Genomic DNA, 13,773 nt, shown 5'->3' on the forward strand with positions numbered 1-13,773 from the left:
ATTCCGAAATAAACTATTTGGTTCATGGCCCAATCACGGAAATCGGTAGCACAAAACGCGAAATTAACCCCGCTTGAAATAACGAATTTCAAGTCAATTAAGCATATAAGACTAGAGACCTCCAGGATAAATATTTTTATTGGAAAACCCAATAGTGGCAAATCCAATCTTTTGGAGGCAATGACATTATTCAATTTTATTGAAAGGGGAACTCCAGATAGACCATCAACTATTAGATATAAATCGTTGAATCAATTATTTTATGACACGGATACGTCCAAAAATGTTACTGTGAAATTTGGCGATGAAGTTGCTAAGTTAATGTTTGATCGGGACTTGAATACATTCATTCAGGCTATTAATCCAAACGAATCGACCGATGCGCAGAATTATAGTCTAAATGAACCGTCCAGTTCAATAGCCTACGAGTTTGAACTATCAGAACATATAGGTCGACCAAAAAAATACAAGGGACAGTTCGCTTCCAAAATGGCAATGCTTAACGCCGATGGAAGCACATTATCAACTGGAAAAGGCGCAATCCATATTGAAAACCCTGTCCGTAAATATGATTTTAAAGATGGTCATTCCTATGGAGAAAACTTCTCACGTTATTTGAAACAGCATGGAGAAAATTTGTATTCTATCGTTAGGGAGAGATCTGAAATCAGAGATTGGATCAAGCCTTTCTTTGATGAATATGGCCTTGATTTTTTAATGGATTTCAATACTAGAACATTTGAGGTTCAAAGAATTGAGAACGGAATCGCCTACAAAATACCATTTGAACTAACTCCAGATACTTTAAGGCGAATGCTTTTTAATATCGCCGCTATTTATTCAAATTCTGGAAGCGTTATCCTTTTTGAAGAGCCGGAAGCACATTCTTTCCCGCCATATATAAAGGAACTTTCTGAGTTAATTAAAGCCGACAAGCACAATACCTATTTTATAACAACACATAGTCCATACTTCTTTAGTAGTATGGTGGAAGATTCAATAACCTACAAAGACATTTGTTTTTTTCAGGTTTATTTTGAAGACTATCAAACCAAAATTAAAAAGTTATCTCAAAAGGAGCTCGATCTCATTTGGGGAAGTGGTGTGGATGTCTTTTTTAATATTGATTCTTCAAGGTGATGGTAAAATACCCGAATCTGATACCGGAATGTAATGTCGATACGGTATTTGTCGAAGCCATTGGTTTTAAAGAACCCAATCATGCGTCAAGTATTGCTGGTGTTCTAGCGATATTAGAAAGGGCACCCACCAAGGAAAATGTAATTGGGTTTATCGACAACGACAAAAAGAAACCGCTGTATTTCAAACAGTTTGAGAGCGTGAAAGAGATGGGGAGTGTGGGTTTCTACAAACATGTCGATAAAAATCGATATCTGGTTGTTGTAAGACCGGCTATGGACAAGTTTTTATTTGATTTGTGTGTTAAATATATCAATAATTGGCCGCAACGCGTACCAAATACGTTCGAGGCCTTCCTTCCATTCACTAAACAGACGGCAGTATTAAAAAATAACGACTTCAAAAACCTCCTGAATACACTTGTTCAAGCAAAACCACCCGAAATCGTGGAGATCAAGGACTTTGTTTTAGAAAGGGGATTTCGCCCGACACGGGGCTAGATCAGTTCCTTCAACTTAGACACCACCGTATCCACCTCCGTCTTCGTATTCCCCTTGGAAAAAGAAAACCGCACGGTCACCTGGTTCGGATTATTGTTGATCGCCCGGATCACGTGCGATCCCTGGTCCGCCCCGGATGTGCAGGCGCTGCCGCCGGAAGCGCAAATCCCCGCCATGTCGAGGTTGAAGAGGATCATTTCCGACTTCTCCGTTTTGGGGAATGAGACGGAAAGAACGGTATAAAGGCTGTTCCCGATGGGGTCGCCGTTGAAGGACACCCCGCGGATGTTCTTTTTAAGCTGCTCCATCATGTAGAGCTTGAGCGATTTCACCGCCGCGCTGTCGGCCTCGTAATGGGCCGTGGCCAGCTCCAGGGCGCGCGCAAAACCGACGATGCCGTAAAGGTTCTCCGTGCCGGCGCGCATGTTGCGTTCCTGGGAGCCGCCGTTTATGAAGGGCTTGATCTTGACGTTCTCGTTGATATAGAGCATCCCGACACCTTTGGGGCCGTGGAATTTGTGGGCGGAAGCGCTGATGAAGTGGACGGGGGTATTGCGCAGGTCGAAGGGGTAGTGGCCCACGGTCTGCACGGTATCGCAATGGAAAATGGCGCCGTACATCTTGCAGAGGTTGCCGACCGCATGTACGTCCAGGAGGTTGCCGATCTCGTTGTTGGCGTGCATCAGCGTCACCAGCGTTTTGCCTTCGGTTTCGGCCAGGAGCTGTTCGAGGTTTTCGAGGTCGACGTGGCCGTTGGGCAACAACTGCACGTAGCTGAGCGAAGCCTCTCCGTTATGGTGGAGGTATTCTACGGTATGCAGGGTGGCGTGGTGTTCAATAGGAGAGCTGATGATGTGGGTACAGCCGAGGTCGCGAACGCTGGCGGTGATGGCCGTGTTGCTGGCCTCCGTGCCACAGCTGGTAAAAAAGATCTCCGCCGGGTGCGCGTTGAGGATCTTGGCGACCGACTTACGGGCGTTTTCAATGGCCAGCCGGCTTTCACGGCCGTAGGAATAGATGGAGGATGGATTACCGAATTTTTCCGTGAGGTAAGGCATCATGGCCTCCAGCACTTCCTGGTCCAGGGACGTGGTGGCCGCGTTGTCGAAATATATTCTCTGCTGCATGGTCTTATTCATTCATGACTTCCCTTATGTCCTGCATCAGGCGCTGCGCAATGTTGTTCGCCTTTGTCTCGAAGTCACTCTCGGCGTATATACGGATGATGGGTTCGGTGTTGGAAGGACGCAGGTGTACCCAGTCGTTTTCGAATTCGATTTTGAGCCCGTCTTCGGTGTTGACCGGGTTGTTTTTGTACTTGTTCCCGATCTTGGAAAAGATAGCATGGGTGTCCACGTGGGGTTCGAGCTCTATTTTGTTCTTCGAAATGAAATAGTCGGGATACTGGGCGCGGAGGTTTTTGATGCTTTTTTTGTGGTGGGCCAGGTGGCTCAGGAAAAGACCGATGCCGATCAAGGCATCCCGGCCGTAGTGCAGGTCGGGAACGATGATCCCGCCGTTTCCTTCACCCCCGATGACCGCGTCGACTTCCTTCATTTTCCTGACCACATTCACCTCACCGACCGCGCTGGGGAAGTACTGGCCGCCATGTTTTAACGTCACCTCCTTGAGCGCCTTGGTAGAGGACATATTGGACACCGTATTGCCCGGGCGTTTGCTGAGGATATAGTCGGCCACGGCGACGAGCGTATATTCTTCACCGAACATGCTGCCGTCTTCACAGACGAAGCAAAGCCGGTCCACGTCGGGATCCACGGCGATCCCCAGGTCTGCATGGTGTTTATTGACTTCCCGGGAAAGTTCCACGAGGTTTTCGGGGAGGGGTTCCGGGTTGTGGGCAAACTTACCGGTCACTTCGCCGTTGAGGACGACGATATCTTCCACGCCCAGAGCCTTGAGCAGGGCCGGTACGAAGATCGCGCCGGTGCTGTTGACGGCGTCCACGACGACCTTGAACTTGCGTTTATGGATCGCCTTGACGTCGACGAGCGCATAACCCGTCACGGCGTCGATGTGGCGTTGCAGGTAGGTATCGTTGACCTGGCAGGTGCCCAGCTTGTCGACACCCACAAAAGAAAAGGCTTCTTTATCCGCATAGTCCAGGACCTTGGCCCCGGCTTCTGCGCTGATGAATTCCCCTTCGTGGTTGAGCAACTTCAGGGCGTTCCAGTCTTTGGGATTGTGGCTGGCCGTCAGGATGATTCCCCCCGCGGCTTTTTCCCAAACCACCGCCATTTCGACGGTGGGGGTGGTGCTGAGGCCGAGGTCGACCACATCCAGCCCGAGGGCGTTGAGTGTGGATACGACGAGGCTGCGAACCATTTCCCCGCTGATGCGGCCGTCCCGCCCGATCACCACCTTTTTATTGGTGGGATACTGTTCCATCAGCCAGGTACCAAAACCCGCGGTGAATTTGACGACATCCAGCGGGGACAGTGTTTCTCCAGGTTTGCCTCCAATAGTGCCCCTGATTCCAGAGATCGATTTGATCAAAGCCATGCAATACTATTGTTTAGGAGCGGCAAATATACCTTTTTTTAAGCGATCATCCGAAAGACCATTTCTTTCATCAGGGAGCCGTCCTCCACCCCCGTGGCCCCGATCCCCAGGCTTTTCAGGTTATATTGGTGAAGCAAAAGCAATACCCGCTCCACCCCGTCGTACCCGTATAACCGGGATGCCGCCTTGTAGTCCTTGATGAAAAAGGGGTTTACGCCCAGCGCGGTGGCTATATCCTTGTCCGCGGCCCCGTTGAGCCCGAACAACTGGTAGACTTTTGCAAAAAAATTATACAAGGCCGGCAGCACCATCTGTATGGGACCCGCCTTGGGGTTGGCGTCGAAATACTGGATGATCCGGATACAACCGGCAAGGTCCTTCCGGGCCAACGCATTCTGGAGCTCGAAGACGTTATACTCCTTGGAAATACCGACGTAATTTTCTATATCGTCCTCCGTGATTTCCCGGCCCTGGCCCACATTCACCGAAAGCTTGTCGATCTCGCTGGCGATACGCGCCAGGTCGTTGCCGATGTGTTCGACCAGGAGGTTCAGGCCTTTGGGCGTGATGGTAAAACCCTTCCGGCGGATGACTTCCATCGCCCATTCCGGGAGCTGATTGTCGTATAGCTTTTTGGTAGTGAGCAGTTCTCCTTTTTCCTTGAGGACCTTGGCGAGGCGGCTGCGGCCGTCCACTTTTTTTTCCTTGTAAGAAACGACGAAGACCGTAGAAGGCTGGGGGTGCTCGATATAGGCTTCGAGCTTGTCGATGTCCCGCATCTGCTGGGCTTCCTTGAGCAGGACCACCTGGCGCTCCGCAAACATCGGATAGCGGCGGCAGGCGTTGATGACGGCCGTCCAATCGGCATCCTTTCCATAAAAAACGGTCAGGTTAAAACCGGCTTCCGCCTCCGTGAGGATATGGTTTTCCGCGTAGGCCACCACTTCGTCGATAAAATAATCCTCTTCTCCTTCCAGCCAGTACACCGGCTTGAACAATTTTTTTTGCCAATCTCCTATGATCTTCGATGTACTCATACTATGACAATATCTTCGTCTTTTAGCGGTTCCTGTCCGCGGAAGCGTTGCATGACCCGGGCCGTCGTCACCACATCCTTGGCGCAGTAGATCTTTATCCGTTCCAGGTCGCCGTCCTCGTAAAACACCCGCTGCACCTGGCTTCCGTCGATATCGTCCTTGGGTGTGGGGATGCCCAGGGTGTGGGCGAGAAGGTCCAGGGAAACGTAGTGCCGGGTATCGCCAAAGCGCCACTGGTGCATGGTGTCCACCATGTTGGTCTCCCATGGCTTCATCCCGCTGATCTGAAGGTATTTCGGAAGCGGAAGCCCCAGGGCCATCAGGCGCCGGCAAATATAGGGTATATCAAATTCTTTTATATTGTGCCCGACAAACCGGAAGGCGGGGAAAACCCCGGCGAACCGGTCCACGGTCCGGACCCACTCCTGGAGCAGCCCTTTTTCGTCGGAACCGGCGATGGGCTTGACTTTAAACTGTGTCTTCCGGGTCGTTTTATCTTCCGAAAAATAGCCTACTGCTATGCAAACGATCCGACCGAATTCCGCCATGATCCCCGCCCGTTGGAGGTATGTTTCCCCGGGTTCTCCATTTTCTGGCATGGTTTTGGAAAGTTTGGCTACCCAGAGCGATTGCCATTCCGGGGAAAGAAGATCAAACGTGGGTTGTGCCGGAACTGTCTCTATATCAATAAATAACGCGTCGTTCATGGGCGCAGTTTGTGAATAATTATTTTCCAATAATATATAGAATAAAGCAAATTTTGTTCAATTAAAAACCAACGGTTATGACGTATTCAAATGCCCCCTCTGCATCGCCTACTCCTCAACAACCTAAAAATAAGAAGGATTACAAGGCGATCATTCTCGGCGCCTCCATCGTCGCATTGCTCGGCACTTGGGGATATATCATCTATGATAAGTCCAAGACCGGTGAACAAATCGCCCAGACGCAAGCACAAATCGTGCAGGCCGATTCTTCCAAGAGCGCTATCCAGGAACAGTTCAACGAGGCCAACGCCCGTTTGGACGAAATGACCGGCAAGAACGCCAAGTTGGACAGCCTCCTGAAAAGGGACGACGCGGACATCTCTTCCATGAAATCCCGCGTAAAGTCGATCCTCTCCAAGCAACACGCAACGGCCGCGGAACTCGCCGAAGCCCGTAACCTGATCGCCAAACTGAACGGCCAGATCGATGGGTATATCGCCGAGATCGAAAGGCTGAAAGGCGAAAACCTCCAGCTGACCCAGGACAAAGCGACCGTCACCGCTCAACGCGACCAGGTACAGCACACCTACGACTCTGTAAACGTGGTTAAAAATAACCTGCAAGACGTAGGCTCCACACTTCACGCCTCCAATATCGCCATCATGGCGGTCGACGAGAAATCCGATGGCAAGGTGAAGGAAACGACCAGCGCCAAACGCGCCAACGCCCTGAAAGTAACCTTCCAGCTGGATGAAAACCGGATCGCAGAGACCGGTAGCAAGGATCTCTATATCTGTATCACCGACCCCGCCGGTCAGCCGGTGTCTATTCAGGCCATGGGTTCCGGAACCTTTACCACCCGCGATACCGGGGACAAGGTGTACACCGTGAAGAAATCCGTTGACTACGTACAGGGCCAGGTATTGCCCGTCGAAGTCACCTGGAAACAAAACGCCAAATTCACGAAGGGTCAGTACAAGATCGAGATCTACAATAACGGATTCAAAATCGGGGCAGGGACCGTAGCCCTCCGCAAAGGCGGGATCTTCGGTTAGTCCCGGATATTCCATATCCTATCCCACAGTTGTCTATTATTGCCGACCTATTATTAATACCTGTCAGAGGCCCCGGAACTCCCGGGGCTTTTGCTTTTTTATTCTTTTTTGGGTCACCTTATCGGTCGGTACAACGGACTCGCGTGTGTCTCATCGGTCAGAACAACGGACTCGCGTGTGTCTCAGCAAAGGGGTGTGTCTTTTTCCCTCTTTTCCGTAGGATTAAGGCCTGCAATGCGTGTTTAAATCCTACGGAAAAGAGGGAAAAAGACACACCCCTTTGCGGTCCCGCAACCCGCCCGCGATTTCGGTGCGTTGGGTGGTCGGGTAATCAAGTAACCGGGTGGTCGGGAGTTCAAGTATTGAAGCTCAGATGCCGGATGAGCTCGATGGGCAGGTGCGGGAGCTTCCGCCGTTCGATGAGATACGTAGAGAGCGCCGCCAGGTCGCGGTAGACGTAGTGTCCGGTGAGCGCGCCTTCGAGGTAACCCGCGCCGGTCGTATTGCCGGTGCCCACGCGCATGCCGATCATGCGGCGGACCATGGTCAGGTGTTTGTGTCTCCAGCCGGCCATCCAGTGGTCGATTTCGATCAGGGCGTCGAGGACCTGGTAGGAGGTTTGAAAAACCGGAAAGTCGCGGAAAAGCATGATGAAAAGGGCCGACCGGAGGGCTTCCGGCGAAAGGGAGGTCGAGTGCGCTCCCGTTGGGAAAAAGAAGGCTTTGAAGTCCTCCCACTTCCCCGCTTCCTTTTCGGTCAGGCTTTGCCGGTAGAGGGTGGCGTAGTCGTTCCAGAAGGGGTGACCCGACCCCTCAGTTGCTCCATAGGAGCCCCAGTATTCCATTTTGAAAAAGGGCATCCGCTCCAGCCACCGGTTGACCTGGTGGAGCAGGCTCTCCCCGGACTCGGTCTGGTGGAGGGTCTGGTAGTGGGCGGTGGAAAAGCCGCCTTCGTTGGTGCGTTTGTAATAGTCGCGCTGGTGACGCTCCTCCATGCGCAGCCCCAGCCGGGCCTCGATCAGCCGGAATTGCAGGCTTTGAAAACCGGAGGAAGGGGTCAGCAGGTTCCGGAATTCCAGGAAGTCCAGGGGCGTCATGGTATCCAGAAGGGTGATCTGCTGGTTGAGCAACTCCAGGATGCGGATGATGCGGTGCAGCCGGTGCCGGACCAGGTTCAGGTCCTCGTCGTTGTCGTTGATGTGCGTTTGCCCGAAGACATCCTGTACAAAATCCAGCTCGAACTGAATCTGTTTGAACCAAAGCTCGTATGCCTGGTGGATAATGATAAACAGCATTTCGTCGTGAGCGGGTTGCTGGCCGGGCGCAAAGCTGCGGGGATGCTGGCTGTCGAGGACTTTGTCGAGCTCCAGGTAGTCGTGATAGTACAGGGAAGGATGCTGCATGGCAATCGATTTACAGTTGATGAAAAGTCTTGCTCAGGGCGGGATACAGTTCCCGGTAGAGCGTATAGTATCTCTGATGATAGGCGTGTCTTTCGGGCCGGGGTGCGTAGGTCTTGCCCTCCAGGATGTGTCTTTTCACATCGGATAGCTTGGACAGCGCTCCGGTAGCGAGCATCCCCAGGAACACGGCGCCGGTGGCGGAGGCATCGGCCTCATCGGTCAGGCGGACGGTTTTCCCAAAGGTATCGGCAAGTTGTTGGACCCAGGCCTCGTTTTGAGTAAAGCCCCCGCTGGCATAAACGGTATGGATGGGCGCTTCTGCATCGAGGAGGCGGAAGGTATCATAAAGGGCGTAGCCAATGCCCTCGGTGACGGCCCTGAGCAGGTGGGGGCTCTTGTGGTAGGAACGGAGCCCTATAAAAGCGCCCCTGGCGGCGGCGTCCCAGATGGGGGCGCGTTCGCCGTACAGGTACGGCAAAAATAAAAGTCCCTCGGATTCCTTCGGGAGGGCAAATGCTTCGTCGAGCGCCTGGTCCAGTGCTGAAGTCTCCGGGCGCGCCGCCTGCCCCGGCCCGGTCGCGGCGGGCGCCGCCTGCCCCGGCGTGGCCGCACCCCCCCAGTTCGCGATGCCCGCGAACCAGTCCAAGACGTTCCCCCCATTATTGCTGGCCCCACCCCGGACGAACATCCCCTCGGACAGCCAGTACTGGAAAAGCCGCTCCTCCGGATCCGGCTGCCAGCGGTTCGTCACTACGCGAACGGCCCCGCTGGTACCGATGGTCACCGAGGCTTCGCCGGGCGCGATCACCCCCGAACCCAAGTTGGCCAGGCAGCCGTCGCCGGCCCCGATGACAAAGGGGACCTCCAGACCCGGCAGGGTGCAGGACCGTTGGTGGGTAACGGGCACGGGTTTGGAAAGCCGGTCCGGGGTAATCCCCGCCGCTTCGAGCGCAGGTGGGTACCAGCGGCCGGCCTGTGTATCGAAAAGACCGGTGGCGGACGCAATGGAGCGGTCGACCTCAAAGACCCCGAAAAGCCGGAACCATAGATATTCCTTGATCGAGACGAAGGTGGCCGCTTTTGCAAACAGGTCCGGCCTGGCTGTCCTGAGCCAGCGCAGCTTGATAAGGGGAGACATGGGGTGGATAGGCGTACCCGTTAGCCGGTAGATGTCGCGGGCGGCGGGGGTGCCTTTAAAGGCGGCGGCCTCTGCGGCGGCCCGTGTATCGGCCCAGGTGATCAGGGGTGTCAGGGGGCGCCCTTCCTCGTCCAGGGCGATAAGGCCGTGCATGGCGGCGCTCAGCGCGATGCAGACCGGCCGGCGGGCCGGGGCGTCCGGCGAGGCCAGGTGGCGGCCAGGCGAACCCGGTCCGGCCAGGTCGTCCAACAAGGTTCGAAGGACCGACAGGGTCGCCTGGACAATGGTCTCGGGATCCTCCTCGTGCCGGCCCGATGGATCGGTTTGGACGGGATAGGGCTTTTTGCGCACCCCCAGCGCTTCGCCGGAAGGGCCCAGGGCGAGCGCTTTTACGGAAGAGGTGCCGATGTCCAGGCCGACGAAGAAGTCCATGAAAAAGGGGTTAACGGTCCGCAAAGTAAGGATTTGCAAACACGTTAACAATTGGTAAAACATATCAGATTATCCAGTTATGTAAAAGGTATACTTGTATATTTGTGCCGCTTACTTCTAAACGCACAAATGCTGTGTCCACTTGCCACAGCCATGTTTGGGGTAGAGCCTTATAAACTACCTTATCTATGAAAACTGGCTTTTGGCTTGTTTGCATCATTTTCGTGTCCCTGTCGTTCCCTATCCGTACGAGCGCACAGTGTACCATTCCTTCTCCCATCGCATCTCCGGCTTGTGGCGGCGCCGGTGAAACGCCCCTGACGACCAATGCAACGGTCAGCGGTACCTATTACTTTAGCGGGACGGGCTCGGTGACCAACGTCACGATGTGGGGCGGTACCCTTGTCGTGTGCGGCAACCTGACCATCTCGGCCTCCACCCTGGGGGGAGGTACCATCATCGTTCTGGCGGGTGGATCCGTCACCTATAGCGACGCCGCGAACAATTACCTCCAGGCCGATGTCGTTAACTACGGTACGTTTGCGATCAACGGGGCCTCCACTTATTCAAACATCTCCGTCAACGGCAATGTCTGGAACTACGGTACATTCTCGACCACCTCTTCCCTCACCTTCAATACCGGTTCGGACGGTTTATACAACGTCAACACGACCTCGACCTTTACGGTAGCGGGTGACCTCACGACGTTCGGGTCTATGGACAATAACGGCACCCTGACGGTGGGTGGTCAATACCTGTTCACGGGGAGCGACTGTCTCGGGGGTGGTTCGGACGTGGTCACGGATTCGCTGTATGCGGACGGGGGGAACAACAAGGTCACGGTCACGTCAGACGGCGGGTACAACAACGCGGGATTTACGATCAAGAAATATATCAATACCAATTTAAACAAGCTCACCAATACGAGCAATGTCGTGCTTTGCGAGGCCACCGGGATCAATAACACGGGCGCCGACCCCGGAAAAGCCACGGTCGACGCCAATTGCAACACCATCGTCCTTCCCGTGACACTCGTCAGCTTTACGGCCGAAACGGGTTTGGGGAATGCGTGCACGCTGACCTGGACGACGTCCATGGAAGACGCGGTGAAAGACTTCGACGTAGAATACAGCACCGATGGCAAGACATTCAATTCCCTGGCAACGGTGACCGCCCACCATGAGGCGTCGACCTATACCTATCCCACCGTTCTCCAGGGTAAGACCTGGTTCCGGTTGAGGGTCGACAACGAAGACGGTACGTATACCTATTCCGAGGTGGTGGAAGCGGACTATCAGGGGGAAAAGGCGGCGAGCGGCAATACCATCGCCATCCAGCCCAATCTGGTCAGGGGGAGCACGCTCAATATCGTGAGCAATATGCAAACGACCCAGACAGGGGAGTGGCTCGTGATCGACATGACGGGCAGGATCGTCTTGCACACGCAGGCCCAATTGGTCCAGGGAGCATCCAATACAGCCCTGTTGCTGCCGTCTCTGGCGTCGGGGATGTACCGGCTTTTGTTCGCCGGCAGCCAAATGAAATTAAAACCGGTACCTTTTAGTGTGATCCGTTAACAGTCCTCTACTTCGCAATTCCTCGTCTCCGTCTCCAGCGTTACGTGCTGGATGTTGAGGTGTTCGAGGTCGTGCCGGAGCGTGTGCTTGACCTTGACAAGGCCTTGTTCGCCCAATGCCGCATCGACGACGAGGTGGGCGGTCAGCGCGTTGGTGGTGGTATCCATCGCCCAGACGTGGATGTGGTGGATGTCCCGGATGCCCGGGATGTGCAGGGCGGCCGCGCGGATCTTGTCAAGGTTGATACCGGAAGGCACCCCGTCCAGGGAGAGCCGGAGGCTGTCTCTGAGCAGGCTCCACGTACCCAGTACGATGACCACCATGATGCCCAGGCTGATGAGGGGGTCGAGCCAGAACCAGCCCGTAAAGGAAATGACGATACCCGCGATCACGACGCCCAGGGATACCACGGCGTCGGAGGCCATGTGCAGATAGGCGCCTCTCATATTGAGTTCCTTATCTTTCCCCTTCATAAAAAGCCAGGCCGTAAACCCGTTGACGAGGATGCCGGCCGCCGCGACCCACGCCATGGCCGCGCCTTCGGTGGGTTGGGGTACCATGAGCCGGTTGACCGCTTCGTACCCGATCACCCCCACGGCGATGAGGAGCAGGATGGCGTTGGCTAAAGAGGCCAGGATCGTGCTCTTCCGGTAACCATAGGTAAAATGCTGGTTGGACTTCATCCTGGCCACGCGAAAGGCGAGCAGGGACAACGCCAGGCCCGCGACGTCGCCTAAGTTATGCCAGGCGTCCGCCTGGAGGGACAGGGCGTGTTTCCAGATACCGATAGCGCCTTCAACGATCACGAAGGCGATATTTAGAATGATGCCAAGAATAAAGGTGGTATTCACCTGGGTGAGGTCCACTTCGTGGTGGTGGTGACCCAGGCCAAAGCCGTGGTCGTGATCGTGGTCATGGTCGTGATCGTGATGATCGTGATCGTGCATGTTCCGGATATTTGGTTATGAGACCGCCTCGGTCTCCTCCACCTGGATAGGGTAGGGCGGCCGGGTATAGATCAGTCTCAGGGAATTGTCAAATGTAACATACTTATACGCCCAATTGATAAAGACCAGAAGGCGATTTTTGAAACCCATGAGCAAAAAAAGGTGAACGGACATCCACACCAGCCAGGCAAAAAGGCCCTGGAAGCTGATTTTTGGCGAATTCAGGTCTACCACGGCCTTGTTGCGGCCCACGGTGGCCATGGAACCCTGGAACTTGAAGTGAAAGGGTTCGAACGCTTTTCCTTTGGCCAGCCGTTTAAAGTTCCCGGCCATAAATGCCGCCTGGGCGATGGCGATGTTGGCCAGTTGGGGCATGCCCTTTGGAAACTCGGCGTTCTCCTGGTAGGAGAGATCGCCCAGCACAAATATATTTTCTCCGCTCGCGATCCTACCGGTCGCGTCTACCCGGATCCGGTTTTGGGGCGTGACGTCGTCAGGGGATATGCCCTTGGGTACGTTCCCACGGACACCGGCCGCCCAAATCACCAGGGCGGTGGGAATGCTGCTCCCGTCCTTAAGGATCGCCTGCGTGCCGTCGTAGTCCTTGACGGCGGTGCCGGTCATGACCTCTACCCCCATCCTGGTAAGATAGGCCCGGGCCTTTTCTTTGGCAGCGGGACTCATGGCGTTCAGGACATACGGGGAATTTTCCACCAGGTAGATGTGCATCTTGCTGAGGTCAAGCTCGGGATAGTCCTTGGGGAGGATAAAGCGCTTCATCTCCGCAATGGCGCCGCTCAGCTCGACACCCGTCGGACCGCCCCCCACCACGACGACATTCAGGTGGCGCTGGCGGGTCGCCTCGTCCGGGGCGCTGGCCGCGGCTTCCAGGTTCTCCACGATGCGGTTGCGGAGGGCCATGGCTTCCATGGTCGTCTTCATCGGGAACGCGTACTGCTGGACGTCTTTGTTGCCGAAATAATTGGTGTCCGCGCCCATGGCCAGGACCAGGTAGTCGTACGCGATCGGGCCCGCGCTGGTCTGGATCGTCGAACGGCCGGCGTCGACACTGAACAGCTCGGCGATGCGGATGCGCACATTCCTGCTTCCCTGGAACGTTTTACGCAAGGGGAAAGAAATGCTGCTGGCTTCCAGGCTGGCCGTGGCCACCTGGTAAAACAAGGGCTGGAACTGGTGAAAGTTGTGCCGGTCGATCAGGGTGATCCTATACGCTGGGTGGTTGCTGAGCGACCGGGCCAGTTTTAGTCCGGCAAAGCCCCCACCCACGATCACCAGGTGTTTGGGTTCTTCCATGGTG

At 54.6% G+C, this 13,773-nt stretch carries 12 protein-coding genes; 4 read left to right on the forward strand and 8 right to left on the reverse strand.

Annotated features, from left to right (window positions below; all coding sequences use genetic code 11):
* The first annotated feature begins 24 nt into the window (after nucleotides 1-24).
* Both EDB95_RS10290 and EDB95_RS10295 read left to right on the forward strand, forming a co-directional pair.
* Nucleotides 25-1,140 (forward strand): AAA family ATPase, encoded by a 1,116-nt coding sequence (locus EDB95_RS10290; protein WP_133993283.1) that lies wholly within the window; start codon nucleotides 25-27, stop codon nucleotides 1,138-1,140.
* Nucleotides 1,137-1,640 (forward strand): hypothetical protein, encoded by a 504-nt coding sequence (locus tag EDB95_RS10295; protein ID WP_133993284.1) that lies wholly within the window; start codon nucleotides 1,137-1,139, stop codon nucleotides 1,638-1,640. The genes EDB95_RS10290 and EDB95_RS10295 overlap by 4 nt, the downstream gene beginning before the upstream one ends.
* Here EDB95_RS10295 and EDB95_RS10300 read toward each other — a convergent pair.
* From EDB95_RS10300 to EDB95_RS10315, 4 genes are read right to left on the reverse strand one after another with little or no spacing between them, the layout of a single operon-like run.
* Nucleotides 1,637-2,767: a cysteine desulfurase family protein gene (locus EDB95_RS10300; protein ID WP_133993286.1), complete on the reverse strand. Its 1,131-nt coding sequence runs from the start codon at nucleotides 2,765-2,767 to the stop codon at nucleotides 1,637-1,639. The two genes, EDB95_RS10295 and EDB95_RS10300, sit on opposite strands and share 4 nt — an antisense overlap.
* 4 nt (nucleotides 2,768-2,771) lie before the next feature.
* Complete coding sequence (gene glmM, locus EDB95_RS10305; RefSeq protein WP_133993288.1) at nucleotides 2,772-4,160, reverse strand: phosphoglucosamine mutase; 1,389 nt, start codon at nucleotides 4,158-4,160, stop codon at nucleotides 2,772-2,774.
* 38 nt (nucleotides 4,161-4,198) lie between these two features.
* The gene (gene holA / locus EDB95_RS10310) at nucleotides 4,199-5,197 is read right to left on the reverse strand and encodes a DNA polymerase III subunit delta (RefSeq protein WP_133993290.1); all 999 of its coding nucleotides are present in this window, start codon (nucleotides 5,195-5,197) and stop codon (nucleotides 4,199-4,201) included.
* A complete protein-coding gene (locus tag EDB95_RS10315; RefSeq protein WP_133993292.1) occupies nucleotides 5,194-5,904 on the reverse strand; it encodes a 3'-5' exonuclease in 711 nt (236 codons plus the stop codon). Before EDB95_RS10315 ends, holA begins: the two co-directional genes overlap by 4 nt.
* Nucleotides 5,905-5,981: 77 nt before the next feature.
* On the opposite strand from EDB95_RS10315, the gene EDB95_RS10320 reads away from it, so the two are divergent.
* On the forward strand, nucleotides 5,982-6,959 hold the full coding sequence (locus tag EDB95_RS10320; RefSeq protein WP_133993294.1) for a hypothetical protein: 978 nt from the start codon (nucleotides 5,982-5,984) through the stop codon (nucleotides 6,957-6,959).
* Between the two features lie 355 nt (nucleotides 6,960-7,314).
* Here the strand turns inward: EDB95_RS10320 and EDB95_RS10325 are convergent, their stop codons facing one another.
* A complete protein-coding gene (locus EDB95_RS10325) occupies nucleotides 7,315-8,361 on the reverse strand; it encodes a tryptophan 2,3-dioxygenase family protein (RefSeq protein ID WP_133993296.1) in 1,047 nt (348 codons plus the stop codon).
* Between the two features lie 10 nt (nucleotides 8,362-8,371).
* Nucleotides 8,372-9,931: a gluconokinase gene (locus EDB95_RS10330; protein WP_162852543.1), complete on the reverse strand. Its 1,560-nt coding sequence runs from the start codon at nucleotides 9,929-9,931 to the stop codon at nucleotides 8,372-8,374.
* A 188-nt stretch (nucleotides 9,932-10,119) separates the two neighbouring features.
* Here EDB95_RS10330 and EDB95_RS10335 point away from each other — a divergent pair, with 188 nt between their 5' ends.
* The gene (locus EDB95_RS10335; RefSeq protein WP_133993300.1) at nucleotides 10,120-11,508 is read left to right on the forward strand and encodes a hypothetical protein; all 1,389 of its coding nucleotides are present in this window, start codon (nucleotides 10,120-10,122) and stop codon (nucleotides 11,506-11,508) included.
* Here the strand turns inward: EDB95_RS10335 and EDB95_RS10340 are convergent.
* Both EDB95_RS10340 and EDB95_RS10345 read right to left on the reverse strand, forming a co-directional pair.
* The gene (locus tag EDB95_RS10340; protein WP_133993302.1) at nucleotides 11,505-12,455 is read right to left on the reverse strand and encodes a cation diffusion facilitator family transporter; all 951 of its coding nucleotides are present in this window, start codon (nucleotides 12,453-12,455) and stop codon (nucleotides 11,505-11,507) included. The two genes, EDB95_RS10335 and EDB95_RS10340, sit on opposite strands and share 4 nt — an antisense overlap.
* A 15-nt stretch (nucleotides 12,456-12,470) precedes the next feature.
* A complete protein-coding gene (locus EDB95_RS10345) occupies nucleotides 12,471-13,769 on the reverse strand; it encodes an NAD(P)/FAD-dependent oxidoreductase (protein ID WP_133993304.1) in 1,299 nt (432 codons plus the stop codon).
* Nucleotides 13,770-13,773 lie beyond the last annotated feature (4 nt).

Origin of the sequence: Dinghuibacter silviterrae (genome assembly GCF_004366355.1) — a bacterium.
GTDB classification, from domain to species: Bacteria; Bacteroidota; Bacteroidia; order Chitinophagales; family Chitinophagaceae; genus Dinghuibacter; species Dinghuibacter silviterrae.

Coding starts and splice junctions, on each gene's coding strand:
- EDB95_RS10290 (WP_133993283.1), top strand. CDS start 25: ATGGCCCAATCACGGAAATCGGTAGCACAAAACGCGAAATTAACCCCG.
- EDB95_RS10300 (WP_133993286.1), bottom strand. CDS start 2,767: ATGCAGCAGAGAATATATTTCGACAACGCGGCCACCACGTCCCTGGAC.
- glmM (WP_133993288.1), bottom strand. CDS start 4,160: ATGGCTTTGATCAAATCGATCTCTGGAATCAGGGGCACTATTGGAGGC.
- holA (WP_133993290.1), bottom strand. CDS start 5,197: ATGAGTACATCGAAGATCATAGGAGATTGGCAAAAAAAATTGTTCAAG.
- EDB95_RS10315 (WP_133993292.1), bottom strand. CDS start 5,904: ATGAACGACGCGTTATTTATTGATATAGAGACAGTTCCGGCACAACCC.
- EDB95_RS10320 (WP_133993294.1), top strand. CDS start 5,982: ATGACGTATTCAAATGCCCCCTCTGCATCGCCTACTCCTCAACAACCT.
- EDB95_RS10325 (WP_133993296.1), bottom strand. CDS start 8,361: ATGCAGCATCCTTCCCTGTACTATCACGACTACCTGGAGCTCGACAAA.
- EDB95_RS10330 (WP_162852543.1), bottom strand. CDS start 9,931: ATGGACTTCTTCGTCGGCCTGGACATCGGCACCTCTTCCGTAAAAGCG.
- EDB95_RS10335 (WP_133993300.1), top strand. CDS start 10,120: ATGAAAACTGGCTTTTGGCTTGTTTGCATCATTTTCGTGTCCCTGTCG.
- EDB95_RS10340 (WP_133993302.1), bottom strand. CDS start 12,455: ATGCACGATCACGATCATCACGATCACGACCATGACCACGATCACGAC.
- EDB95_RS10345 (WP_133993304.1), bottom strand. CDS start 13,769: ATGGAAGAACCCAAACACCTGGTGATCGTGGGTGGGGGCTTTGCCGGA.